Origin of the sequence: Kosakonia oryziphila (assembly GCF_900094795.1) — a bacterium.
In the GTDB taxonomy this organism is placed as follows: Bacteria; Pseudomonadota; Gammaproteobacteria; order Enterobacterales; family Enterobacteriaceae; genus Kosakonia; species Kosakonia oryziphila.
The window spans coordinates 19,797-45,594 of record NZ_FMBC01000008.1; the positions used below are offsets into that span (position 1 = coordinate 19,797).

General features: G+C 58.1%; 22 protein-coding genes. 8 read left to right on the forward strand and 14 right to left on the reverse strand.

Translation table 11 applies throughout. The features are described from left to right. Window positions 1-5: 5 nt before the first annotated feature. A complete protein-coding gene (mtnK, locus tag GA0061070_RS05460; protein WP_090134326.1) occupies window positions 6-1,205 on the forward strand; it encodes an S-methyl-5-thioribose kinase in 1,200 nt (399 codons plus the stop codon). A 421-nt stretch (window positions 1,206-1,626) separates the two neighbouring features. On the opposite strand, the gene GA0061070_RS05465 is transcribed toward mtnK, so the two are convergent. From GA0061070_RS05465 to GA0061070_RS05480, 4 genes are all read right to left on the reverse strand, one after another. Further along, window positions 1,627-2,871: an LVIVD repeat-containing protein gene (locus tag GA0061070_RS05465; RefSeq protein ID WP_090134328.1), complete on the reverse strand. Its 1,245-nt coding sequence runs from the start codon at window positions 2,869-2,871 to the stop codon at window positions 1,627-1,629. Window positions 2,872-2,938: 67 nt separating this feature from the next. Further along, window positions 2,939-4,003 carry a sugar ABC transporter substrate-binding protein gene (locus tag GA0061070_RS05470; protein WP_090134331.1) on the reverse strand — a complete coding sequence of 355 codons (1,065 nt, stop codon included), beginning with the start codon at window positions 4,001-4,003 and terminating at the stop codon, window positions 2,939-2,941. Between the two features lie 19 nt (window positions 4,004-4,022). After that, complete coding sequence (locus tag GA0061070_RS05475) at window positions 4,023-5,018, reverse strand: ABC transporter permease (RefSeq protein WP_090134333.1); 996 nt, start codon at window positions 5,016-5,018, stop codon at window positions 4,023-4,025. Beyond that, window positions 5,015-6,517, reverse strand: coding sequence for a sugar ABC transporter ATP-binding protein (locus GA0061070_RS05480; protein WP_090134335.1), 1,503 nt, complete (start codon window positions 6,515-6,517; stop codon window positions 5,015-5,017). Before GA0061070_RS05480 ends, GA0061070_RS05475 begins: the two co-directional genes overlap by 4 nt. Before the next feature lie 162 nt (window positions 6,518-6,679). On the opposite strand from GA0061070_RS05480, the gene GA0061070_RS05485 reads away from it, so the two are divergent. The 3 genes from GA0061070_RS05485 (at window position 6,680) to GA0061070_RS05495 (ending at window position 8,453) form a co-directional block, all read left to right on the forward strand. Beyond that, window positions 6,680-7,768, forward strand: coding sequence for an oxidoreductase (locus GA0061070_RS05485; protein ID WP_090134336.1), 1,089 nt, complete (start codon window positions 6,680-6,682; stop codon window positions 7,766-7,768). A gap of 127 nt (window positions 7,769-7,895) precedes the next feature. Then, on the forward strand, window positions 7,896-8,177 hold the full coding sequence (locus GA0061070_RS05490) for a CopG family ribbon-helix-helix protein (protein ID WP_090134337.1): 282 nt from the start codon (window positions 7,896-7,898) through the stop codon (window positions 8,175-8,177). Continuing rightward, window positions 8,178-8,453, forward strand: a complete 276-nt coding sequence (locus GA0061070_RS05495) for a type II toxin-antitoxin system RelE/ParE family toxin (RefSeq protein ID WP_090134339.1) — start codon at window positions 8,178-8,180, stop codon at window positions 8,451-8,453. It abuts the gene before it with no gap. A 32-nt stretch (window positions 8,454-8,485) separates the two neighbouring features. Here the strand turns inward: GA0061070_RS05495 and GA0061070_RS05500 are convergent, their stop codons facing one another. The 7 genes from GA0061070_RS05500 to entC form a co-directional block, all read right to left on the reverse strand. Further along, window positions 8,486-8,683 (reverse strand): YbdD/YjiX family protein, encoded by a 198-nt coding sequence (locus GA0061070_RS05500; RefSeq protein WP_000460621.1) that lies wholly within the window; start codon window positions 8,681-8,683, stop codon window positions 8,486-8,488. 48 nt (window positions 8,684-8,731) lie between these two features. Then, on the reverse strand, window positions 8,732-10,837 hold the full coding sequence (gene cstA / locus GA0061070_RS05505; RefSeq protein ID WP_090134341.1) for a pyruvate/proton symporter CstA: 2,106 nt from the start codon (window positions 10,835-10,837) through the stop codon (window positions 8,732-8,734). A 167-nt stretch (window positions 10,838-11,004) separates the two neighbouring features. Then, on the reverse strand, window positions 11,005-11,418 hold the full coding sequence (gene entH / locus GA0061070_RS05510; protein WP_090134342.1) for a proofreading thioesterase EntH: 414 nt from the start codon (window positions 11,416-11,418) through the stop codon (window positions 11,005-11,007). After that, the gene (gene entA / locus GA0061070_RS05515) at window positions 11,419-12,174 is read right to left on the reverse strand and encodes a 2,3-dihydro-2,3-dihydroxybenzoate dehydrogenase EntA (RefSeq protein WP_090134344.1); all 756 of its coding nucleotides are present in this window, start codon (window positions 12,172-12,174) and stop codon (window positions 11,419-11,421) included. It abuts the gene before it with no gap. Beyond that, window positions 12,174-13,025 (reverse strand): isochorismatase, encoded by an 852-nt coding sequence (locus GA0061070_RS05520; RefSeq protein WP_090134346.1) that lies wholly within the window; start codon window positions 13,023-13,025, stop codon window positions 12,174-12,176. The genes entA and GA0061070_RS05520 overlap by 1 nt, the downstream gene beginning before the upstream one ends. 10 nt (window positions 13,026-13,035) lie before the next feature. Continuing rightward, complete coding sequence (gene entE / locus GA0061070_RS05525; protein WP_090134348.1) at window positions 13,036-14,634, reverse strand: (2,3-dihydroxybenzoyl)adenylate synthase EntE; 1,599 nt, start codon at window positions 14,632-14,634, stop codon at window positions 13,036-13,038. A gap of 9 nt (window positions 14,635-14,643) precedes the next feature. After that, a complete protein-coding gene (gene entC / locus GA0061070_RS05530) occupies window positions 14,644-15,819 on the reverse strand; it encodes an isochorismate synthase EntC (RefSeq protein WP_090134485.1) in 1,176 nt (391 codons plus the stop codon). A gap of 188 nt (window positions 15,820-16,007) precedes the next feature. On the opposite strand from entC, the gene fepB reads away from it, so the two are divergent. Then, window positions 16,008-16,967: a Fe2+-enterobactin ABC transporter substrate-binding protein gene (fepB, locus tag GA0061070_RS05535; protein ID WP_090134350.1), complete on the forward strand. Its 960-nt coding sequence runs from the start codon at window positions 16,008-16,010 to the stop codon at window positions 16,965-16,967. A 106-nt stretch (window positions 16,968-17,073) separates the two neighbouring features. On the opposite strand, the gene entS is transcribed toward fepB, so the two are convergent. After that, the gene (gene entS / locus GA0061070_RS05540; protein ID WP_090134352.1) at window positions 17,074-18,309 is read right to left on the reverse strand and encodes an enterobactin transporter EntS; all 1,236 of its coding nucleotides are present in this window, start codon (window positions 18,307-18,309) and stop codon (window positions 17,074-17,076) included. Between the two features lie 113 nt (window positions 18,310-18,422). Between entS and fepD the strand changes: the two genes are divergently transcribed. The 3 genes from fepD to fepC are packed head-to-tail and all read left to right on the forward strand — an operon-like array spanning window position 18,423 to window position 21,219. Then, complete coding sequence (fepD, locus tag GA0061070_RS05545) at window positions 18,423-19,427, forward strand: Fe(3+)-siderophore ABC transporter permease (RefSeq protein WP_090134354.1); 1,005 nt, start codon at window positions 18,423-18,425, stop codon at window positions 19,425-19,427. Then, entirely contained in the window at window positions 19,424-20,416 is a 993-nt protein-coding gene (gene fepG / locus GA0061070_RS05550) for an iron-enterobactin ABC transporter permease (protein WP_090134355.1), read from the forward strand. Before fepD ends, fepG begins: the two co-directional genes overlap by 4 nt. Continuing rightward, window positions 20,413-21,219, forward strand: a complete 807-nt coding sequence (fepC, locus tag GA0061070_RS05555; protein WP_090134357.1) for an iron-enterobactin ABC transporter ATP-binding protein — start codon at window positions 20,413-20,415, stop codon at window positions 21,217-21,219. The genes fepG and fepC overlap by 4 nt, the downstream gene beginning before the upstream one ends. A gap of 450 nt (window positions 21,220-21,669) precedes the next feature. Here fepC and entF read toward each other — a convergent pair whose 3' ends face one another. Together entF and GA0061070_RS05565 are read right to left on the reverse strand one after the other, a co-directional pair. Beyond that, window positions 21,670-25,557: an enterobactin non-ribosomal peptide synthetase EntF gene (gene entF, locus GA0061070_RS05560; protein ID WP_090134359.1), complete on the reverse strand. Its 3,888-nt coding sequence runs from the start codon at window positions 25,555-25,557 to the stop codon at window positions 21,670-21,672. After that, on the reverse strand, window positions 25,554-25,772 hold the full coding sequence (locus GA0061070_RS05565) for an MbtH family protein (RefSeq protein WP_090134361.1): 219 nt from the start codon (window positions 25,770-25,772) through the stop codon (window positions 25,554-25,556). Before GA0061070_RS05565 ends, entF begins: the two co-directional genes overlap by 4 nt. Between the last annotated feature and the right edge of the window lie 26 nt (window positions 25,773-25,798).

A 25,798-nucleotide genomic window follows, 5' to 3' on the forward strand; every position in this document is an offset into this window, starting at 1 on the left:
AGGCAATGTCGCAATACCGTACCTTCTCCGCCCGTGATGCCGTGGCGTATGCACAACAATTTGGCGGCCTGGACAACCCGTCTGAACTGGTGGACGCACAGGAGGTGGGCGACGGTAACCTCAATCTGGTGTTTAAAATTTTCGACGCGCAGGGCATCAGCCGTATCATTGTGAAACAGGCGCTGCCTTACGTGCGCTGCGTTGGCGAATCCTGGCCATTGACGCTGGACAGAGCCAGGCTGGAAGCGCAAACGCTGGTGGAACACTACCAGCACAGCCCGCAACATACGGTGAAAATCCACCACTTCGACCCGGAACTAGCGGTGATGGTGATGGAAGATCTCTCTGCCCATAAGATCTGGCGCGGCGAATTGATCGCCAATGTCTACTACCCGCAGGCGGCCGCGCAACTCGGCAACTACCTGGCGCAAACGCTGTTCCACACCAGCGATTTCTACCTGCATCCGCATCAGAAAAAAGCGCAGGTGGCGCAGTTTATTAACCCGGAAATGTGCGAGATCACCGAAGATTTGTTCTTCAACGATCCGTATCAGATCCACGAGCGCAACAATTATCCAGCGGCGCTGGAGGCGGATGTTGCGGCCCTGCGCGACGATGCGCAGCTCAAACTGACCGTCGCGGCGCTGAAGCACCGTTTCTTCTCTCACGCCGAAGCCCTGCTGCACGGCGATATTCACAGCGGCTCGATTTTTGTGGCCGATGGCAGCCTGAAAGCTATCGATGCTGAGTTTGGCTATTTTGGGCCGATCGGTTTTGACGTCGGTACCGCCATTGGCAACCTGCTGCTCAACTATTGTGGTCTGCCGGGGCATCTGGGCATTCGAGATGCCGCCGCAGCACGCGAACAGCGCCTCGCCGATATTCAGACGCTGTGGACAACGTTTGCGGAACGCTTCCAGGCGCTGGCAACGGAAAAAACCCGCGACGTTGCGCTGGCGCAGCCCGGTTATGCTTCAGCTTTCCTGAAAAAGGTGTGGGCCGATGCAATTGGTTTTTGCGGTACTGAACTGATTCGCCGCAGCGTCGGGTTGTCACATGTAGCGGACATCGACACCATTAAAGATGAAGAGATGCGCCACGAATGCCTGCGTCACGCTATTTCGCTCGGCAAAGCGCTGATCTTGATTGCCGAACGTATTGATAGCGTGGAAGAGCTGATCGCGCGGGTACGCCAGTATTCGTAACGCCATCCGGCAAACATTATGCTCCTATGGTAAATATCGGGTGGCGGCTCTACAGCAACACATTCGCTGTTTCCAGGCACAATTCTTACAGCAATGGGGTTGTGTCCCCGCTCGAAATCGGCGAACCGAAGCACAGATGACAAGGTCTGGACGCCAGGGAAGGCGGCCAGAGGCGAAACGAGACAGGACGTCGAGTCGAGCCGACCGCAGGCAGATGCGCGGGAGGTGAGCGCAGTGCGCAGCACCGATTTCTCTGCGGGGCCGCGGGGGATTGAAAAGGGGGAGCGCGGCGGCGCCCCCTTTTCCCGTTCACGTGCCACATAGATTATGTGTCTGCCAAACATCTGGTGAACGGAACTTTTCCTCATACGCCGAACGCGCGTTTTACCAGATGTCGGCTTCGCCTTATCCAGCCGGTGGTTTACCCCAGATACTCAATCACCGACAGCCCACCGTTATAATCGGTGCTGTAGATAATCCCCTGCACATCAACAAACACATCACACGACTGGATCACGCGCGGGCGTCCTGGCCGGGTATCCATCATCTTCGCGGGCGCAGCAGGTACCAGTGCACCGGTCTCCACCGGACGATACGGGTTGGAAATATCGTAAGCACGGACACCGGCATTCTGGTAGGTGGCGAAAATCAGCGTCGAACTGATAAAACTGCCGGGACGGTTTTCGTGCAGGTTGTGCGGGCCGAAGTGCGCCCCTTTTGCCACATAATCCGTCTCGTCCGGCTGCGGAAAGGTTGAAATGCTGACCGGATTCGACGGCTCGCGAATATCAAACAGCCAGATCAGCTTCTCGCCATCTTCCTGATTGTCGAGCACCGCTTCATCCAGCACCACCAGCAGATTGCGATCCGGTAGCGGCAACGCGGTATGCGTACCGCCGCCAAACGGCGGGCTCCAGTTCCGATGGCTAATCAGCTTCGGCTGAGTGCGATCTTTCACATCCAGCAGCGTTAAGCCACCGTCGCGCCAGCTTCCGTAGGCGGTGTCACCACTGATAATCGCGTGGTGCAGCGCATAGCGTTTTCCTTCCGGCCACGTGGGTGTTTCTCCGTTCTGCTGGTTCATACCCGGTAGCCACCAGCGCCCGGCGACCTGCGGCTTACGCGGCTCGGCCAGATCAATGGTCAGAAAAATATAGTCGGTAAAACCGTCGATCAGCGCCGATACATAAGCCCAGCGCCCGCCAACGTACCAGATGCGGTGGATACCAATGCCATTGAGCGACAGAAAGCTAATTTCACGCGGTTTATCCGGCGTGGAGATATCAAAAATACGCAGCCCGGCGCTCCAGCCTTTATCCTGCACATCGCTGACCGTGTCGCCAACCGATCGGGTGTAGTAAACCTTTTCATCCGCAAAGCGCGCATCGGCGAACAGATCGCGGGCATTAATCACCAGCAGCAGATCGTCATGCGCCTGTAAATGCACATTCCAGGTGCCCGGCGGTGCAGCTACGTAGCCCGCGGGTTTCGGTTTTTTTGGGTCGCGGACATCAACAATAGAAAAACCCTGCGACACCATATGGCCGATATACGCAAAGCCGCGATGCACCATCAACTGGACGCCATCCGGGCGTCCCCCCTGATCGCTGTGCCCAATCAACCGCATATTGCGGCTGTATTCGGGACGCGGAAGTTCAGTTGCCATGATTAATCCTTTCCGCTGCCGGATGTTAAAATGCCGGATGGCGGCCGCGCCTTATCCGGCATGTCTATTATTTGTTTTTCGCTTCCAGCGTCGCGAACCACGGCGCAATAAAGTCTTCCGTCTGGCCCCAACCCGGAATGATTTTGCCAAGCGATGCAACGTTCACCGCACCCGGCTGGCTGGCCAGCAGCGCCTGCGGGATTGCCGCCGCTTTAAAGTCGTAGGTGGCAGGCGTCTGCTCACCGGCAATCTTGTTGGCAATCAGGCGGACGTTAGTCGCGCCAATCAGTTTCGGATCCACCGCCACGCTCACTTTCCACGGGCTGTTAGCTTCGCGCATCAGTTGCAGATCCTGGTTGGAAATATCGATGCTGTAGAGTTTGATCTCCGTGCGGCCATTCTCTTTCAGCGCCTTATACGCGCCCTGGCTGAAGGCATCCCAGGTACCCCAGATAGCATCAATCTTACCTTTCGGGTATTTCGCCAGCACCGCGCCGACCTTGTTAGCCGTATCGCCCTGCACATCGGAAGAGACCGCGCCGATGGATTCCAGCTCTTTAATACCCGGATTGGCTTTCAGCAGCTCGGCATAAGCTGCCTGACGACGCTCCATCGGCGGGAAACCGGCGACCCACAGTTTGATAATATTGGCTTTGCCGTTGAAATCTTTTACCAGTTCGCCAAACGAAAGTTTGGTCAGCGAGGTGTCATCCTGTTGGGTGACGGTCACACCCGGAATCTCCCCGTTAACCGCAGTATCGAACACCGACACTTTGATCCCGGCTGCTACCGCTTTTTTAATCAGATCGGTGGAATAGGGATCGCGGCCCTGCGACAGGATGATGCCGTCATACTTCTGGCTGATCGCCTGGTTTACAAAGTCCTGGAATTTGGCATCGTCGCCATTGCTCAAAAAGGTGCTGATTTTAAAGCCGAGTTTTTTACCTTCCTGTAAGGCACCGGAGACGAACTGCGTCGTGTTATCGTCGGAACCAAGGTTACGGATCAGCGCAATACGCACCGGGCCGTTGTGATTGGCGATAGCATCCGGTACCGGCGCGGGCAGGGCCGCATGGCCCGGAAGCGCGCTCAGTAACCCCAGCGCTAACAGTGAGAGTGCAATTTTTTTCATGTCTGTTTTCCCCTGAAAATTAACGACGCTGGAAGTAAGTCAACGCAAGAGCACCGGCCAGCACCAGCCCCTTAATAATGTCCATCGCATAGTAGGGCACCGACAGCATCACCAGCCCGTTTTGCAGCACGCCAAGGATCACCGCGCCCACCAGCGTGCCGAGCGCATTCGGTTTGCCGGAACCAGCGAGCGAAAAGCCAATCCATGCCGCTGCCACTGCATCCATCAAATAACCGCCGCCCGCGTTCACCTGCGAAGAGCCAATACGCGAGGCGAGCAGAATGCCGCCAAGACCCGCCAGCAGCGAGGCAATAACGTACGCCACCACTTTATAACGCGTGGTACGGATACCCGAGAGACGCGCCGCTTCCGGGTTACCGCCAATGGCATACATCCGGCGACCGTGCGTGGTCAGCGACAGGCCAAGCTGTGCCACTACCGTCACCACCAGCATAATGATCACGATCGTCGGCACCTGGCCAAGCAGACTAAAAGCGGCCGGAATCGTCCCTTCCGCCATATCGCCGCTCGGCAGCACCATATTTTCCGTGATCGAGCCGCCGTAGCTGTAAGTCATCGCTACGCCCTGAATCACAAACAGGCTGCCAAGCGTCGCCAGCATGTCGGGAATACGCAGCACCACAATCAAAAAAGCATTGAACAGGCCGACCAGCGTACAGAGCGCCAGGGTAATAATGATGGCCTCCGTCGTGCCGAAGCCGTGCCAGACAAACAGCGAAATAACCAGCGCATTCGCCAGCGAAGCCGTCGAACCAACGGAGAGATCAAAGCCGCCGATAGTCAGCGAAATCGAGACGCCTACCCCAATCACCGTCACAATAGCGATTGAGCGTAAGATATTGATAATGTTAAACGGGTCGAGGAAGTTGTTCGACGCGAGGCCAAAAATCGCGATCAACAAGACCACGGTAAGCAACATGCCCCATTTATACAGAAAATCAAAAAACTGCTGGCGGGGCGTTACCGCCGCATTGACTGACAGGGCCTTACTCACAGCGCCGTTCCTCCGGTGGAATAATAAAGTAATGTCTCTTCACGGGCCTCCTTACCCGCCACTTCTGCTACGATGCGCCCATCCCACAGCACACAAATTCGATCGCACAACCCAACCAACTCGGCGAATTCACCTGACGCATAGATCACGCCTTTCCCTTCCCGCGCCAGCCCGTCAATCAACTGGAACAGGTCGGTCTTCGCTTTCACATCCACGCCTTTGGTCGGCTCGTCGAAAATCACCACGTTAGCGTTACCGCGCAACCATTTCCCAATGGCAACTTTTTGCTGGTTACCGCCAGAGAGGCGACGCAACGTTTGCGCCGGGCCGGTAGTGCGAATGCCGACACGGGCAATCACCTCTTCCGCCCAGCGCCAGGCCAGACGATGACCAAACACTCCCCAGCGTGAAAAGCTGTTATCCGCGCTGATGGCAAGGTTCATACTGATCGGTTCGTCAACAAAGATGCCCTCTTTGCGCCGCTCTTCCGGCACCAGCGCCAGACCGCGTATCACCGAGTCGGCCGGATCGCGCGGCCGCCACGGCTGGTTATTCAGCTCGCCACGATTGATGCGGCTCTTACTTGCGCCAAACAGCGCCTTGCATAATTCGGTTTTCCCCGCACCCGCCAGCCCGGCAATACCCAGAATTTCGCCTTTGCGCAGGCGTAGCGAAATATCTTTCAGCAACCCTTCGTCGTGCAGACCGTCAATACTCAGCAACACCTCATCGCTGCGCGGCGGACGCGCAGGCGGATAGATATCGCTTAATTCATGACCTAGCATCTTCTCGACAATCTCTTCGCCGCTCAGCTCCGCCATTGGCCCGGATTCAATCAGCTTGCCGTCGCGCAGCACCGTTAAGGTGTCGCAAATCGCTTTCAACTCGTGAATGCGGTGCGAGATAAACACGACGCCAATCCCCTGCTGTTGCAGGCGTTTCACCACGGTGAACAAGCGCTCACTTTCATGCTGATCGAGCGGCGCAGTGGGTTCATCAAGAATCAAAAAACGGCAGTGGTGTGACAGCGCCCGCGCCAGCAGAATTTGCTGCTTCTCCGCCAGTGTGCAGCTATCAATTGAGCGCGTTACATCAAGCTGAACGTCAAGCTGCGCCAGCGCATCACGCGCCTGCTGGCGGACATCGCGCCAGCGGAAGCGGTGCCCGGTTTCTGCCAGCGTATCGAGCATGATGTTTTCGGCGATGCTTAAACCGGGGATCAGCGCAACATCCACTTCCTGCTGCACCAGATGAATACCGAGTCGTTTGGCATCGCGCGGGGTGCGAATAGACACCACCTGATTGTTGATGTTGATTTCACCTTCGTAGTGATCATGCGTGCCACATAGCACCGCCATCAGCGTAGATTTCCCCGCGCCGTTCGCCCCGGTCAAGGCATGCACAGAGCCGCCATGCAGGCTGAAGTCCACTTGCGACAGCGCCCTGAAGCCGCCGAAGGCCAGGCTAATGGTGCGCATTTGGAGGTGGTTACGGCTCATGCTGCATGAATTCCTGCAATTAATAGATTGATTTAACGAATTTTTCACAGCCTCGCTTGACTGGCAACGACAGAAAATGCATAAGATAAAGCAAAATATTATTAGCCATCCGGATGTCCAGACATAACATCAGGTTAGCAAACATGCACAAGGACACTACACATGAGCAACACTGATATTCGCGTTGTACCCGGCCCTGCCAATTATTATTCCCATGCCGGAAGCCTTGCGCGTTTACACGACTTCTACAGCGCAGAGCAGCTCGCGCGCGCGGTGTGGATCTACGGCGAACGTGCTTTTGCCGGGGCCAAAGCCTTTCTACCGCAAGGGTTCAACGCGCCGGGCGCAAAACACATTTTGTTTCAGGGCCATTGCAGCGAACGCGACGTGGCCGAACTGGTTCAGCAATCCGGCGATGACCGCGCGGTGGTGATTGGCGTTGGTGGCGGCGCGCTGTTGGATACCGCCAAAGCGGTGGCGCGGCGCCTCGGTTTACCGGTAGTGGCGATCCCGACCATTGCTGCAACCTGCGCGGGCTGGACGCCACTGTCAGTGTGGTACAACGATGCCGGGCAGGCGCTACATTTTGAGATTTTCGACGACGCCAACTTCCTCGTCCTGGTCGAGCCGCAAATCATCCTCAATGCCCCGGCGGAGTACCTGCTGGCAGGTATCGGCGATACGCTGGCGAAGTGGTATGAAGCCGTAGTGCTGGCGCCACAGCCGGAAAACCTGCCGCTGACCGTGCGGTTGGGGATTAACGGCGCACTGGCTATCCGCGATGTACTGTTGGGAAGCAGCGAACAGGCGTTGGCCGATCAACAGCGCGGCGAAGTAACGCAGACATTTCGTGACGTGGTGGACGCCATTATTGCTGGCGGCGGTATGGTTGGCGGGCTGGGCGAGCGCTATACCCGCGTGGCGGCTGCACATGCCGTGCATAATGGACTGACGGTACTGCCGCAAACGGATAAATTCCTGCACGGCACCAAAGTCGCTTACGGCATTCTGGTGCAGAGCGCCCTGCTCGGCCAGGATGATGTGCTGGCGCAACTGATCGACGCGTATCAGCGCTTCAACTTGCCCGCCACGCTGGCGGCGCTGGAGGTGGATATCAACAATCATGCTGAACTGGATAAAGTGATTGCTCACACTCTGCGTCCAGTGGAATCCATCCACTACCTGCCGGTAAATCTCTCCGCCGACACGCTGCGAGCGGCGTTTGAAAAAGTCGAGGCGCTGTCGCGCTAATAATAACGCCGGATGGCGCTTATCCGGCAATAAGCGGCTATGCCGGACACTGAGCCAAAAAACAGATTGAAACTCTGCCACCTAATCGCTACGATTTTTAAAAAATCACACTGATTGAGGTGCCCAAATGCCTGGGACGAAAGTACTGACAGCGCATGTACCCATTGAACTCGCCGATAAAGTCGATTTACTTGCGGAAAGCAGCGAACGCTCTCGGGGCTGGATTATCAAGCGTGCGCTCGCGGAATATGTTGAGCGTGCAGAATTACGCCAGACCATGATCCAGCAAGGATTGGATGCCGTTGAACGCGGTGAAACCGTCAGCCATGCAGAAGCAGCGAACTGGCTTAAAAGTTTGGGGACGGCAAATCCACCGCCACTGCCAGGCGTTAAAAAACGGGGATGGTGAATGCAGTTAGAATGGACGCAATTCGCTCTTCAGGATGTAGAGAGACTGTCAAAATTCCTGTTTATCAGAAACCCTGAAGCAGCCCGCAAAGTTGTCATCATGTTGGCTGACGCCCCTGAAATGCTTTTACTACATCCGCAGGTTGGCCCACCGGATGAAAGCTGGTATCCGCGTGAAGTCCGTTCTTTGTTTGTTGGCAGTTATGAAATGATTTACGAGCTGACAGACAGCCATATCATCATCCTGCGGATCTGGCATACAAAAGAAGACCGCTAATGCTCATTGCCGGATGCTGACATAAAAACGCGTTAGCAGCAGCGCGCGCCGCCTTTACCGCCGTAGCGCGCATCCTGGCGTTCGCGGAAAAACTCCTCGTAGGTCATCGGCGTCTGATCCGGGTGCGTGACGCGCATATGCTCAACGTAGTTGTCATAGTCCGGCACGCCAATCATCATCTTCGCCGCCTGGCCCAGATATTTTCCGGCTTTTGAGAGCGTATCAAACATCTTTTCCCCCTAAGAAAACCCTCTCCCGCATGGGAGAGGGGGAAACCATTAATGGGCGCTTTTTGCGTGGCCGACAATCTGTTCAAGATCCTCCGGCATCGGTTCGTACGGCGTCTCTTTCGCCGTCGGTTCATTCACCTTCAGCGCCGCCAGCGCAGTTTTCAGCGAATAAAACGCCAGTACCACCACAACCACCATAAAGAAGATAGTCAGCCCGGCATCAAGACGGTTATTAAATACCAGTTGTGCCAGTTGCGACTGAGTATACTGCGCCGGAATGTTACCGCTGTCGATCATCGCCTGGAATTTATTGGCGATAGCCAGGAAGCCGACTTTACCATCCGGGCTGAAGGCTTTCTGCCAGCCAGCGGTCAACGTACACACCAGCAACCAGGCGGTCGGCACTAATGCCACCCACGCATAACGCTGGCGTTTCATTTTAAACAGCACCACCGCGCAAAGCATCAGCGCCATACCTGCCAGCATCTGGTTGGCGATACCAAATAGCGGCCACAAAGTGTTGATGCCGCCGAGCGGATCAACCACGCCCTGATGCAGGAAGTACCCCCACGCCAGCACGCACAGCGCTGTCGCCAGCAGGTTGGCAGACAGCGACTCAGTCCGTTTCAGGTTCGGCGAGATAACGCCCAGCAGATCCTGCAACATAAAGCGCGCCGCGCGCGTACCGGCATCAACCGCCGTCAGAATAAACAGTGCTTCAAACAGAATGGCGAAGTGATACCAGAACGCAACGCCCATCATGCCACCGAGCGCGCCGTGCAGAATGTACGCCATCCCCACCGCCAGCGTCGGCGCACCGCCCGCCCTTGAGATGATCGACTGTTCGCCCACTTCATTGGCAATCTGCGTCAGCGCATCTGGCGTGATGGTAAAGCCCCAGCTACTGACCACCTGCGCCGCCGAGGCGACAACATCCGCCGTGCCTGCGGGTGCCAGCACTGCCATCGGGCTGTTCATCGCGAAGTAAACGCCCGGATCGATGATGCACGCCGAGACCAGCGCCATGATTGCCACAAACGACTCCATCAACATACCGCCGTAACCGATAAAACAGGCTTGCCCTTCGCTGGCGAGCATTTTCGGCGTGGTGCCGGAAGAGATCAGCGCATGGAAGCCGGAGACCGCGCCACAGGCGATGGTGATAAACAGGAACGGGAACAGGTTGCCAGTCCATACCGGGCCAGTGCCGTCGACAAACCTGGTCAGCGCCGGCATGGTTAACGTTGGGCGCATAATCAAAATGCCAATCGCCAGGCCAATAATGGTGCCAATTTTCAGGAAGGTGGAGAGATAATCACGCGGTGCCAACAGCAGCCACACTGGCAGTACCGAGGCAATAAAACCATAGCCCACCAGTATCCACGTTAGTTGCACGCCAGTGAAATCAAAGAACGGCGCCCAGGTCGGGCTGGCGGCAACCCAGCCGCCGGAAATAATGGCAAATACCAACAGCACGAGGCCAATCACCGACACTTCGCCGATGCGTCCGGGGCGCAGATAGCGAATATAAATACCCATAAAAATGGCGAGCGGAATGGTGAATGCTACGGTGTAGGTGCCCCACGGGCTGTGGGTCAACGCTTTGACGACAATCATCGCCAGTACCGCAAGGATAATCACCATGATCATAAAAGTCGCCACCAGCGCAATCACGCCGACGGTCGATCCCATCTCTTCTTTTACCATCTCGCCGAGCGAACGCCCATCGCGGCGGGTCGAGATAAACAGCACCATAAAGTCCTGCACCGCCCCGGCCAGCACCACGCCTGCGAGGATCCAAATCATACCAGGCAGATAACCCATCTGCGCCGCCAGTACCGGCCCTACCAGCGGCCCTGCCCCGGCAATTGCCGCAAAATGGTGACCGAACAGCACTTTTTTATCCGTCGGCACATAGTCGAGGCCATCGTTATGCCGTACCGCCGGGGTCATGCGCGTAGGATCAACCTGCAACACATTTTTGGCGATATAGAGGCCATAAAACCGGTAAGCAATAAGGTAAATACAGACGGCAGCAACCACGATCCACAGTGCATTGATCTGTTCGCCGCGATTGAGCGCGATATAGCCGAGGGCAAAGGCTCCAACGAGGGAGAATATTGCCCAGATAAGGTATTTCCCTGGGTTGTTCATAGCGGTTATCCGTGTGAGAAACAGAGAGATGTTACATTTTGTATCTATATCAACCCACGGCTTTTAACAACTTTAGAACATGGGAAATTTGCCCTGCAACCAGGTATTTACATGATTGTGTTAGCGGGATCGCAAGAATGCCCTCTCCGCGACAGGAGAGGGATAAATTAGCCGAGCACGGTGGTACTCAGGCGGCAGGTACAGCAGCGACGCCCCTGCTCGTCAAACACCACAATTTCCCAGCACTGGTTTTGCCGCCCAAGATGCAGCGGTTGGCAGACACCGCGCACTTTCCCCTCGGCAACCGGGCGGTGATGCGTGGCGTTTAACTCGGAGCCGACCACGCACTGGCCATCACGCGTCATCATATAGCCCGCCATTGAGCCAAGCGTTTCCGCCAGCGCCGCCGATGCGCCGCCGTGCAACAAGCCAAACGGCTGATGGGTGCGGGCATCGACCGGCATTTCGGCCTCGATAAAATCGTCGCCGATGCGGGTATAGAGAATAGCCAGATGCGCCACCAGCGTGTTTTCACTGCTGGCATTTAGTTCCTCAAGGGTTAGGTGACGTTTCCAGATCATCTACGCCCCCAGCGTTGAGCCGCCATCCACCACAATATCCTGCAAGGTGATATGGCTGGCCAGATCGGACGCCAGAAACAGTACGGTATTCGCCACTTCCTGCGGCCTGGCGATTTTGCCCAGCGGAATGCCGAGCTTGAACTGCTCGCCAAAGCCACGAATGCGCTGCTGTTCAGCAGCATCACTCGCCCACAACGTGCGTTGCATATCGGTGTCTGTCGAACCCGGCGAAACGACATTACAGCGTACACGGCTTGCCGCCAGCTCAAGGCCGACTGTCAGCGCCAGGCTTTTCAGCGCGGCTTTCGACGCGCCATAAGCACTCATGCCGATACGTGGCGTATGAGCCGCATCAGATGCCACTGTGACGATCGCCCCACCCTGCTGACGTCGAAACTGCGCCATCGTCTGCTGAAACAGGTTGAACGCGCCGCCAACATTCACAGCAAAGGTGCGCTGCCAGGCTTCTGCGCTCAGCGCATCGGTGGCGCCTATATGCAAAACCCCGGCGGCATTGACCAACACGTCCAGCCGTTCGTTCTGCGCCAACAGGCGTTTGCAGACAGCTTGCGCCTGCGCGGCATCCGCAATATCCACCGTTTCACAGGAGAAGGGATAATCACTGCCGGGAAAGGCCAGATCGAAGCCAGTAACCTGCGCCCCCGCCGCAACAAAGGCCAGTGCGGTAGCATAACCGATACCCTTCCCGGCGCCGGTCACCCATACAGTTTTGCCGATAAAATCCAGGCGGGTCATTATTTCACCTCGCGCGCGAGCAGCGCCCACCACGCATCAATGGTCGGTTTTTTCGCCAACATAATAAAATCGATATCGCTGTGGACTTTGCGCCAGCGGGCGGCAAGCGCCATCATGCGCACGGAATCCAGACCGTAGTCGATCAGGTTCTCGTCATCCAGCGGTTCGTCGGATTCATCCAGCAGCGGCAATACTATTGCGCGCAGCGCTGCTTTGCTGCCCGGTACCGACAGCAGTTGCTGGGTGAGCACCACACGGCCGGAACGCCCGGCGACATATTTCAGCGACATCAAATGTTCTTCGCGGCTGAAATCCGCTAACGCATCGGCCACCATAAACGGCTTGATATCACGCATAAACGCATCCGTGGCGGTGGTCATACAGCCAATGTGCGAATAGACCCCGGTGATCAGCAACTGGTTGCGCCCGCACTCTTTCAACATCTGCTCCAGCGGCGAGCGATGAAACGCGCTATAGCGCCACTTCACCAGTACTGTATCGGCTTCATCGGGGGTTAGTTCGCCGACAATTTTCTGCTGCTCCGGCGAACGGGTCAGTCCCGGCCCCCACATATCATTCAGTAACGCACGATCCTCATCGCTCTGCTCTTTTGGCTGCGCGGTGTAGTAAACCGGGATGCGCTGCTGTTTGCAGAACGCGCGCAACGCAGCAATGTTCGCGACTACCTGTTGCATCATCGGGCTGTTATCGCCCCAGAAGCTAACAAAATAGTCCTGCATATCATGAATCAGCAGCGCCGCGCGCCCCGGCTCAAACGGCCAACTGACTTTGTTCTGCGGAATATCGGTCGCAGCAGGCAGCGCGTAACCCTGTAATTTTGGAATAGCCATCTTCTCTCCTTTACGCAGTGGCGCGCCCGGCCAGCCACTGACGTAACTGTTTTTTATCCACTTTGCCGACCGGCGTTAGCGGTAGTGCCTCCAGGCACTCCACGCGATCCGGCAGCTTATATTCCGCGACGCCCAGTTCACGCAGGTAACGACGCACAGCAACGGCACGCAGCGGTTCTTTCACTACCAGGCATGCGCAGCTTTTTTCCCCCAGCAGGCTATCTTCCATGCTCACCAGTGCGGCATGGATAACCGACTCGTGGCGCAGCAGCAGGTTTTCTATCTCCTCGGCAGCGATCTTCTCGCCGCCACGGTTGATCTGATCTTTTTCCCGCCCCTGCACGGTGATGTAGCCCTGCTCATCCATTGAAATCAGATCGCCGGAGCAGTAAAAACCATTCGCGTCGAAGGCGCTGGCGTTATGCTCGGGGCTATTGAAATAGCCGCGGAAGGTGTACGGCCCGCGTGTCATCAGCCGACCGACATGGCCTGGCGGCAGCCGATTACCATGTTCATCCGCCACCCACACTTCATCATCCGGACACATCGGACGGCCCTGCGTATGGATAACGCGATCAAAGGGATCGTCCAGCCGGGTGTAGTTCACCAGCCCTTCGGCCATGCCAAACACCTGCTGCAACTGGCAGCCGAGTTCCGCCGGAATACGCGCTGCCAGCGTGGCTGACAACCGCGCGCCGCCGACCTGTAACAGTTTGAGCGATGTCAGTTGCGCATTGCTGCCCCACTCGGCAATCGCCTGCAACCACAGGCTTACCGCAGGTGGCACCAGCGCAGTGACGGTAATCCGGTGCTTTTCGATCAGCGGGAAGCAGAGTGTGGCGCTCGGATCGGCAGCCAGCACCACGCAACCTTGCGCGAGAAAGACGCCCAGCGCGCCGGGAGAACTCATCGGGTAGTTGTGCGCTGCGGGCAGTGCGCATAAGTAGCGGGTTTGCGCGGTGAAACCGCAAATCGCGTTGCTGCACGCAATGCTGTAGTAATAATCGTTGTGGGTGCGAGGGATAAGCTTCGGCGTGCCGGTACTGCCGCCGGAAAGCTGGAAAAACGCCACTTCATCGGTCGGTGTCGGCGTGGCGACGAAGTTACCCGCCGGGCGGGCAATCACCGCGTCCAACGCGCGCTCGCCCTGTTCGCCACGCAACAGCACCACGCGAACGGAATCCAGCGTGCGAATAAAAGCGTCATCGGCAAACAGCCCGTGATCGCGATTGGCAATTAGCAGCGCCGGTTTGATCTGGGCGGCATAGGCGGCTAGTTCGCTGCGCTGATGGCTGAACAGCGCATTCACTGGCGCAACGCCGAGTTTCAGCAGAGCAAACAGCGTGATGTAGAACTCCGCCACATTGCCCAGTTGCACCAGCGCGGTCTGGCCGCGCGCGATCCCCTGCATCTGTAAGCTGCACGCCAGATTATCGGAAGCCTGATGCAGTTGACGGTAGCTCAACGCGCACTCGCCATCGATCACCGCCGTGGCATCGCTGTGCGCATGACGGGTCAAAATGTCAGTGAGCGGCAGATCCTGCCAGTACCCTTTTTCGCGGTAACGACGGGCGAATTCTTCCGGCCAGCGGGGAAAAGGAATGCTCATCTTCGCTCCTCAGTGCAGACCAAATGCGTTCAACATGGTGGTCAGTTTCACCCCGGTTTCGCGCCACTCCGCCAGCGGCGAGGAAGCAGGCACAATACCGGCGCCGGCAAACAGCCGGACATTGTTTTCATGAATACGGGCGCAGCGGATAGTCACCACCCATTCACCATTTCCTTCGTCATCACACCAGCCGACAATGCCGCCGAACAGTTCCCGATTGAACGGTTCCAGCCCGGCAATCAGTTTTTTTGCCGCCTGATGTGGGAAACCGCTCAGCGCCGGTGTCGGATGTAGCAGACAGGCGAGCGTCGTGGCGTTTTCCCCCGCCAATGCTGTGCCTTCAATTGGCGTCGCCAGATGCCATAACGTGGGCGTGGTCACCAGTTGCGGGAAATCTGGCAAGGTCAGAGAGCGGCTGCGCGGTTGCAGCACTTTTTTCATCGCCTGCGTCACCAGCTCGTGCTCGTGACGGTCTTTTTCCGACGCCAGTAACTTGTTGCCTGCTTCGCGATCCAGCATGTCATCCGGCTGGCGACGGGCGGAACCTGCCAGCGGCAGCGAACTGAAATGATCACCCTCTTTGCGCAGCAGCAGCTCCGGGCTGGCACCCAGTAGCGCGCCGCCATCCGGCAACGGAACGTGGAAGTTGAAACTGGCCGGGTTCTGGGCAATCAATCGCTCCAGCAATACACCACTGTCAATGTGGCTGTCGGCGGTAATATCTATCAGGCGGGAAAGCACCACTTTATCCACTTCCGGCGTGGCGGTCTTCTGCGCCGCGCACGCCACCATCTGCATGAAGGTGTCCTGCTCCGGGATTTCGCGTTGCTTGACAATATTCGGCATGTTGCTGGCGCTGAAATAGCGGGCAGAACGCTGGCGCGCCGGGCGGGAGAAGGTTTGCCATGACGCCGGAATAAACAGCGTCGAAGGTTGCGTGGTATCGAACGGGATCGCGCCGACCATCACCGGACGGACAACGCCCTGCGCTTTCGCATCGGCAAAGGCCTGCGCCAGTTTGGTCTGGAAGGCGCTCTCTGGGGAATCTCCGCCGACGGCAGGTTCAGAGAAACGGGCAACGTATCCAGAGGTTATAAAACTGCGGTACGGCGACATAAACAAAAACTGATCTGCGGCCAGTGTCTTCGCAGACTGCTGGATGTCCTCAGCCTGGGACATATCCATATCATCCTCCAAAAAAACCATAAGTGATTTTAATAATCATTATCATTTGTTTTTCACATTGATAAGATAAAAAGTTATTGCCCACGCTGTCAACAGCAGATTCTTCTTCTGCGCCGCTAATGCTTGCATCCCTTTCATACAATAAGGAAAATGAGAAGCATTAACATCAACAAAACAGGACGCCATCCGTGAGATTGTCTTTTTTGTTCCGTAAGTCCTTAGTGGTTCTGGGTATTTTTGTTTCAGGATTAACCTCAGTGAGCGCCGCCGAATGGCCTCGCCAGGTCACCGATAGCCACGGTACGCATCAACTCGACAGCAAGCCGCTGCGCATTGTGTCAACCAGCGTCACTCTTACCGGTTCGCTGCTGGCGATTGATGCAGCGGTGATTGCCAGCGGTGCGACCTCGCCGAATAACCGTTTTGCCGACGCACAGGGCTTTCTGCGTCAGTGGGGTGACGTAGCGAAACAACGCAACGTCGCGCGTCTTTACATTGGGGAACCGAATGCCGAGGCCGTTGCCGCTCAGATGCCGGATCTGATCCTTATCAGCGCCACTGGTGGCGATTCCGCCCTCGCCCTGTACGACCAGCTTTCCACCATCGCGCCAACGCTGGTCATCAATTACGACGACAAAAGCTGGCAGGCGCTGCTCATCCAGCTGGGTGAAATCACCGGGCAGGAAAAACAGGCCGCTGTGCGCATTAGCGAATTCAACCAGCAACTGGCCGACGTCAAAGCGCGAATGAAACTGCCGCCGCAGCCGGTTACTGCGCTGGTTTATACCCCCGCCGCACACAGCGCCAACCTGTGGACCCGCGACTCCGCGCAGGGCAAGTTGATGCAGCAACTGGGCTTCACCCTTGCGCCGTTACCGGCTACGCTGCAAACCAGCCAGAGCCAGGGTAAACGCCACGATATCGTGCAATTGGGCGGAGAAAACCTTGCCTCCGGGCTGAACGGTGAAGCGCTGTTCCTGTTCGCCAGCGATCAAAAAGATGCCGATGCGCTGAACGCGAATCCGCTGCTCGCGCATCTGCCTGCGGTACAGAACAAACGCGTTTACGCCCTCGGTGCAGAAACCTTCCGCCTGGACTACTACAGCGCCACCCGCGTGTTGCAGCGTTTAGCGGCGCTGTTTGGCTAATCCGTCTGCCGGATGGCGGCAGCGCCACCCGGTAGTAAGCTTTCTATGCGGCAGGCTATGCGGCAGGCGGCAGCGCCACCCGGTAGTAAGCTTTCTATGCGGCAGGCTATGCGGCAGGCTGCATCCGACGAAAACGGCGCAGCTCACCGAGCACCACCACCAGTGCTAAACCGACCGCCGCCAGTACCAGCCCGCCAATACTCGCCGATGACGCGGGCGTCATTATTGATCCCATCGCCCCCAGTAGCGCCGCGCCAATCGCATCGCCCGTCACGTTCTGTGCGGTCCACAAGCCGTTGATGCGCCCGAGCATCGCTTCTGGCGTCTGGGTTTGCAGCAGGGTGTATTGCAACAGTGAACTCACGGCGGTCAGCCAGCCACATAACGCCAGCAACAGCACGCCGAACGCCCACACCGGCATCAGGCTGAATAGCCCTATCGCGACAAAAGCGCCGACGCTGGTCATCAGCATAATCACGCCAGGCCGTTCGCTGTGCGCCAGTTTGCCGCTGGTCAACGCCCCGATCGCCGCACCAAGTGGTAATGCGGCATACAGCAGGCCGATTTCCGCCGCCGACATGTTCCAGCTTATCGCCAGCGCCGGATAAAGCACGCGCACTGCACTGGCCATGGTTAACAGCCCACCGAGCAGCGCAGTGCCGCCAATTAACGGGTTACGAAATAAAAATTGCAGTGCTGTCAGCAGCGATTTCAGCGGATGCTCGCGCGGCTGAGGCGGTGGCGGCAATGCAGGCAGGCTGAGTAACGGCAACAGGGTGATAAACGTCCCCGCCGCCGCCAGACCGTAGTTCCATACCACACCGCCCGAAGCCAGCAGCAGACCGCCGCACATCGGCGAAATCACCGACCCCAAACGCACTGTCAGCATGGTGATCGCACCCGCGTGCATCAGATTTTCCCGCCCGACCAGCGCAGGCGTTGCCGCCAGCAGCGCCGTCACGCCAAGCGCGCCAAAAAAACCGTCCCACAAACCAAGCAAGTAGATCGCCACCAGCGAAGGCTCCGCCAGTTGCGCATTCATACACAGGCCGATAAACCCAACACCGCAGGTGGAACGCGCCAGTAAAATCAGTCTTTTACGCTCATAGCGATCCGCCAGCACGCCGCCAAACATCAGGCCAACAAACATTGCCGAACCGGTCAGCGTGACCGATAACCCCACCAGCCAGCTTGAGTGGGTCATAGCCTGAATCTGCACCGGCACCGCTACAGCAAGCAGGCCCAGCGATAAAATCGAGATAAAACGCGCCAGAAACACCGCGCGAAAAGCCTGATGCGTACGCAGCAGACTAAGGTTCAACAGCCAGGATTGTTGTTTCATCACAGCGCCTTAAATACGTACTTTTTATGTCCATATGTCGGCTTCGCATGTTAACATATCAAAACAATATCGATAACGATAATTACTATCATTATCAAACTCGGGACGTTCTTATGTCGTGTTCTGCTTTTCCGGCGCGCCCCTCTGTTCTCGCCGGATTACTGGTACTGCTTGTTGTCGCTGCTGCACTCAGCCTGTTTATTGGCGCCAGACCGATGCCCGCGGCCGTGGTGATCGATGCTCTCTCTGGCATCTGCCAGAGCGCCGACTGCACCGTGATCCGTGATGCACGTCTGCCACGCACACTGGCAGGTCTACTGTCAGGGGGCGCGCTGGGGCTTGCCGGCGCGTTGATGCAAACCCTCACCCGTAATCCGCTAGCCGATCCTGGCTTACTTGGCGTTAACTCAGGTGCCAGTTTCGCCATTGTGCTCGGCGCGGCGCTGCTTGGTATTTCGTCTCCAGTGGAACAATTGCTGCTGGCGTTTGGCGGCGCACTGGCCGCGTCGCTGCTGGTGGCCTTTACCGGCAGCCAGGGCGGCGGGCAACTCAGCCCGGTGCGTCTGACACTGGCAGGGGTAGCGCTTGGCGCAGTGCTGGAAGGACTCTCCAGCGGGATTGCGTTGCTGAATACCGATGTCTACGACCAATTGCGATTCTGGCAAGCCGGGTCGCTGGATATCCGCACCCTGCAAACGTTGAAAATTGTGATAATTCCGCTGCTGCTGGCGGCGGCAACCGCGCTGATGCTGAGCCGCTCGCTCAACAGTTTGAGCCTCGGCAGCGATACCGCCACAGCGCTTGGCAGCAAGGTGGCACGTACGCAGTTGCTCGGATTAGTGACCATCACCGTGCTGTGCGGCAGCGCGACAGCGGTGGTCGGCCCGATTGCTTTTATCGGCCTGATGATGCCGCACATGGCACGCTGGCTGGTGGGCGCGGATCACCGCTGGTCTCTGCCGGTCACATTGCTTGCGACGCCAGCGTTGTTGCTGTTCGCCGATATTATTGGCCGCCTGATTGTGCCAGGTGAGCTGCGAGTTTCGGTGGTCAGCGCCTTTCTCGGTGCGCCGGTACTGATTGTCCTGGTGCGCCGCGCGCGCGGAGGTGGTCTGTGATTTCGCCGTCCCGTCGTTTAGTCACCAGTTGCTTGCTGATGGTGTCTTGTACCGTGCTGATGGCGGTCTGGAGCCTGCGCAGCGGTGCGGTGACGCTGGAATTGACCCAGGTGATGAATGCATTAACCGGTGATGCGCCGCGCGCGCTTCAACGCGTGGTGATGGAGTGGCGTTTACCACGCATCCTGTTGGCGCTGCTGGTTGGTGCCGCGCTCGGCGTCAGCGGCGCGATTTTTCAATCGCTGATGCGCAACCCGTTAGGTAGCCCGGATGTGATGGGCTTTAACACCGGCGCGTGGAGCGGCGTGCTGGTGGCGATGGTGCTGTTTGGTCAGCATTTAACGGCCATTGCGCTGGCGGCGATGGCCGGCGGTATGCTCACCTCGCTGGTGGTCTGGCTGCTGGCCTGGCGCAATGGCATTGAAACTTTTCGCCTGATTATTGTCGGCATTGGCGTGCGGGCGATGCTGGTGGCGTTCAATACGTGGCTGCTGCTGCGGGCATCGCTGGAAACTGCCGTTACCGCCGGGCTGTGGAATGCTGGCTCGTTGAACGGCCTGACCTGGGCGAAGACGCTGCCTTCTGCGCCAATCATTATGCTGATGTTTGTGTGCGCCGCCCTGCTCGCACGCCGGATGCGACTGCTGGAGATGGGCGATGACAGCGCCTGTGCACTCGGCGTCAGTGTCGAGCGCTCGCGCTTACTGTTAATGCTGGTGGCGGTGGCACTGACGGCGGCGGCTACTGCGCTGGCGGGGCCGATTTCATTTATCGCGCTGGTGGCACCGCACATCGCCCGGCGCATCAGCGCCACCGCCCGTTGGGGCTTAACGCAGTCGGCCCTGTGCGGCGCGCTGCTGCTATTGCTGGCGGATTTTATCGCCCGGCAAGGGTTTACGCCTTATCAGTTGCCAGTGGGCGTGGTCACCGTCAGCCTTGGCGGTATCTACCTTATCGCCTTGTTAATTCAGGAGTCCCGCAAGAAATGACCGAGTTATCTTCCCGTTTGCACGGCGCAGACTTAACACTGGGCTATGGTAAAAAAATCATTGCTGAGCAGTTAAGCGTCGCCATTCCCGACGGCCATTTCACCGCCATTATTGGCCCCAACGGCTGCGGTAAATCAACGCTGCTGCGCACGCTGAGCCGCCTGATGACGCCCGCACGGGGACATGTTTATCTCGATGGCGAACAGATCCAGCGCTTCGCCAGCAAAGAGGTGGCGCGTCGCGTCGGGCTGCTGGCGCAAAACGCCACCACACCGGGCGATATCACCGTGCAGGAACTGGTGGCGCGCGGGCGCTATCCGCATCAGCCGCTGTTCACCCGCTGGCGTAAAGAGGATGAAGACGCCGTGGCGCGGGCGATGAAAGCCACTGGCGTGGATTTGCTGGCCCGCCAGAGTGTCGATACACTCTCCGGGGGCCAGCGGCAGCGGGCATGGATTGCGATGGTACTGGCGCAGGAGACGGCCATTATGCTGCTCGATGAACCCACAACCTGGCTCGATATCAGCTACCAGATCGATCTGCTGGAGCTGTTAAGCGAACTGAACCGCGAGCAGGGTTATACGCTGGCGGCGGTACTGCATGATTTGAATCAGGCCTGCCGCTACGCCACGCATCTGATTGCGCTGCGCGATGGCAAAATTGTCGCGCAGGGCGCGCCAAAAGAGATCGTTACCGCCGAACTGATAGAAGCAGTCTACGGGCTGCGTTGCATGATCATTGACGATCCGGTGGTGCATACGCCGCTGGTGGTGCCGCTGGGGCGCAGCGGAATTCTCCCCTAAGGATATGTCATGTCAGAGGTATAGCTCCGTTCACCAGGCATGCAAGAGTTTCAGAAACGCACTAACACGTGAACGGGAAAAGGGGAGCTACCGGATCTCTACATTAACTTCAGCAATGAAACAGTTTTGGGAAACACCAGGCCTGCCGCGATGGGGTTGAGTCCCCGCTGAAATCGGCGAACCGGAGGGCAGATAACAAGGGCTGGACGCCAGGGATGGCGGCCAGAGGCGAACCGAGCCATAGACGGCGAGTTGAGCCGACCGCAGGCAGATGCCCGGGAGGTGAGCGCAGTGCGAAGCACCGATTTCCCGCGGGGCCGCGGGGATTGAAAAGGGGAGCGCGGTAAGCTCCCCTTTTCCCGTTCACCGCATAGTGATTCACTGGAACTCCCTCGCGCCTGGTGAACGGAACCATTCCACAAACGCCTTACCCAACCTGCACATTCACCTTTACTCCCCCAATATCTCCCTTAACACCGGCCCAATACGCTCAAACGCCTGCGGCGAAATAATATCAACATGGGCGCAATCCTGGCGATACACCTCCAGTTCCCGCACCCACGGTGCCCAGGCTTTATGTGGATCGGTGCCTGCGGGCAACGTGCGCACGGCGACAAACAGCGTCGCCTTACCGTCAAACGGCAGGCTATGCGCGGTGGTCAGCAAACGCACCGCGTCAGCGTAGTTGCCCTCAATAGTCGAAAACAGCTCCCCGGAGCCTTGCTCCTGCCGGGCGGCAAGAAAAGCCTGCCGCTCACGCTCAATCTCTGCCAACACTTGCGGATCAAGCCCATTGGCCTCTTTCTCCGCCCAGTTTTGCGTCTCCGGTGGCCAGGTGTCGAGCAGCCCAAGGAAGGCCACCTCTTCGCCCCTTGCCCGTAAACGCGCGGCAATGCCCTGTGCCAGCGTGCCGCCAAGCGAATAACCGAACAAGTGATAAGGCCCGTGCGGCTGCTGAGCCAGCAGCGTGGCAAGATACTGTTCGCAGGCTTCATCCAGCGTCGCCGCCTGCTGTAGCGGTCCGAAAGGTCGCGGCGACTGAATGCCGGTTATCGACCAGCGCGGCGCAAGGTAACGCGCGAGCACGCTGAACTGCCAGGCAAAACCGGAAGCCGGATGGAAGCAGAACAGCGTCGGGCCGTCGCTTTCACGCAGCGGCAGCAGCGTTTCCATCCCGAAACGCTGCGTTTGCTCCGCCGTCAGGCTCTGTTCCAGCAGCGCGGCCAGTTTCTCCACCGTAGAAGCGACCATAATCTGTCCCGGCGTCACCGGCCTTTGCTGCTCGCGGCTGAGTTGTGCCGCCAGACGCATTGCCAACAGCGAATGACCGCCAAGCGCAAAGAAATCGGCCTGTGCATCCTGCACCTCGCAGCCCAACAGCGCAGTAAACGCCTGCGCTACATGCGTTTCCATACCGACGTTCAGCGGGCGACCAGGACGTATCGCTGCCAGTTCCGGCAACGGCAATGCTTTGCGATCGAGTTTACCGTTCGCGCTCAGCGGCAAGGCGCTCAGTTGCAGCAGGCGCACCGGCACCATATGCGGCGGCAGTTGCCCACGCAGTTGATCCAACAACGCGGCGGTATTGAGTGGCAAACCGGATGCGGAAACCACATAACCCACCAGTTGGCGCGCATCGCCGCCGCTGGCCGCCGCTTGATTAAAGACGCAGGCATGAGCCACCGCCTGCGCCACATCCGCCAGGGTCTGCATCGCCCGATCAATTTCTCCCAGTTCAATACGCTGGCCGCGAATTTTCAGTTGATCGTCGCTGCGCCCCAGATATTCCACCGCGCCATTTTCCAGCCAGCGCGCCACATCACCGGTACGGTACATGCGCTCGCCGGGCGCGAACGGATCGGCAATAAAGCGGCTGGCGGTCAGATCCGGACGGCCCAGATAGCCCTGCGCCAGTTGAATGCCAGTCAGATAGAGATCGCCCGCCACGCCCGGCGGCAACGGGTGCATCATGGCGTCGAGAATACGCAACCCGGTATTCCACACCGGGAAGCCAATCGGCACGCTGTTGCCGCGCACCTGCGCCAGCGTTTCTCCGTGCGCCGGATACCAGCTCACGTCCACCGCCGCTTCCGTCGGGCCATACAAGTTATGCAGCGGCGCACCGGTCAGTTGTTGCCATTCGCGACATAATTCCGTCGGCAACGCTTCGCCGCTACAGAACACCAGTTTTAGCGAACGACAGCTTTGCTGCGCACTCTGAGGCGTCAGCGAAACGACAAAAGCCGCCAACATCGACGGTACGAAATGAGTCGTGGTCACACCATTTTCGGCAAAGAAAGCCTGTAACGCCTGTGGATCGCGGTGCGCTTCCGGCTCGGCCATTACCAGGCTGGCCCCGGCGATAAACGGCCACCAGAATTCCCACACCGAGACGTCAAAACTGCATGGCGTTTTCTGCGCCACCACATCCTGCGCATTCAGCGGATACTGCTCCTGCATCCACAGCAGACGGTTGACGATAGCGGTCTGGCCGACCATCACCCCTTTCGGTCGCCCGGTCGAGCCAGAAGTGAAAATGATATACGCCGTCTGTTCCGGGTGCGCCAGATTAAGCGCTTCACTGCCCTGTACGGCCAGCGGCTGCTGGTAGCAGAAGTGTGCCAGCCCCGGAATATCGCTAAAGCGGGAGCGTTGATCTTCTGCGGTGATCAATAATACTGGCTGCGCATCTTCCAGCATCATCCGCAGACGCTCGTCCGGGTAACCGGTATCCAGTGGCAACCAGGCGGCGCCCGCTTCGACAATGCCATGTAGCGCCAGCGTCAGGAAGACCGAGCGCGGCAACGCCACCGCTACGCTGTCGCCGGGCTGCACGCCAAGCTGACGCAGATGCTGCGCCAGCGCGACAACCTGTTCACGCATTTCGCGGTAGCTGAACTGCCAGCAGGCATCGCGCAATGCGGGCGCATCCGGGGTTTTCGCCGCCTGCGTCGCCACTAAATCGCTTAAGGTGGTGGTCGGCAACCTCCTGCTGGTATCATTAATATTTGCCAACTGCTGCGCTTCCTGCGGGGCAAGCAGATCGGCATCGCCACAGCGCAGCGCCGGGTTTTCGGCAAACTGAGCCAGTAATTGGCCCAGCCGCGCCACATGGCCGCGCAGCGTGGCCTCATCATAACGGCTGCGGTTCGCCAGCACTTCAACGGCAAGGCCGCCCTCGTTATCCGGGAACAGTGCAATCTCCAGATCATTAACCGGCCCGGTAGCCAGCGTGTGCGTGGTGCCATGAATGCCATCGACATCCAGCAGATAGTCAAACATTTTGACGTTGAATACCGGGCCAAACAGCGGCTCATCGCCTGCGGCGCGGCCCGCATCGCGGACAATCTGTTCGGCATCGTAACGCTGATGGCGGCGCATCACTTTCAGGCTGCCCGCCAGTTGCGCGGCCAGTTCTGCGAGGGTTTGAGTGCCATCGATATGAATGCCTAACGGCAGCACGTTCAGTACCGGCCCGGTCGCCGTCAGCGCGGCGGAGCCCATGCGGCGCATAAAGATAAATCCTGCGGCGTAATCCATCCGCCCGCACAGACGCCCGAACCACAGCGCCATCAGCGCCAGCCCCAGATCGGCGGGCTGACTGTTCGGCTGTGCGCGGGTTAAACGATGGAAATCATCAATATTGAGCGCAACGTTCAGACGCAGAATATCGGTGGTCGCTGCGCGTCCCGGCAGCGGTGCCGGTGAAAGTGAAACCGGCGGTGGCAGTTCGCTGCGCTGTTTCGCCCAGAAAGCGGCATCACGCTGCCAGCCGTCGCTATCGCGATAACGCTGATACTCGTCCACCACTTGCGCAAACGGCGTAAAGGGGGACGGCGGTACCGCGTCGCCGCGTCGCCGGGCGCTATAAATTGCGGCTATCTGGCGGGTAATGGCCGGAAAACTGAAACCATCGACCAGTAAATGATGATAGCGCTGATACCAGTACCAGCACTGCTTACCCACGCGCAGAAGTTGATGGCAGACCAGCGGTTTGCCGCTCTCGACACGCAGGTTTTGCGCCAGATCGGCGCGCATCATGTTGAGTGCGACGGTATGCGCATCACGGTGGGCGCGTAAATCGGTGATGGCGGGCAGCGCAAACTGTTGCGATTCATCCACCCACTGCCAAACTTCTCCGTTATCTTCCACAAAGCGCATGCGCAGCGTATCAGCCTGCACCATACCGGTGACAATTGCCTGCGCCAGCAGCGCGGCATCGATATCGCCATTCAGTTCAACATAGTGCGCTACGCTCCAGGCGTTGGGTAACGACGAGAGTTTTTCTGCCATCCAGATCCCTGGCTGGGCGGCGACCAGCGGTAAACGTTGCGTCATTGGCCGCTCCTTGCTGTCACGTAGTGGGCCGGGGTTAAGGTCTGCCAGTGAGCATCAAGCCACATATTGCAGGCCTCCTGCGGTTGCGGTTCACACACCACGCGCCAGCCGTCAGGCAATGCACACTGTGCAGGCCACAAGCTGTATTGCTGCTGGTCGTTTTGCAGAATATAAAACTGCCCTTGCGGATTATCGAAGGGGTTAGTGAACTCCATAGCAAACTCCTGTCATAGAAAGGCGC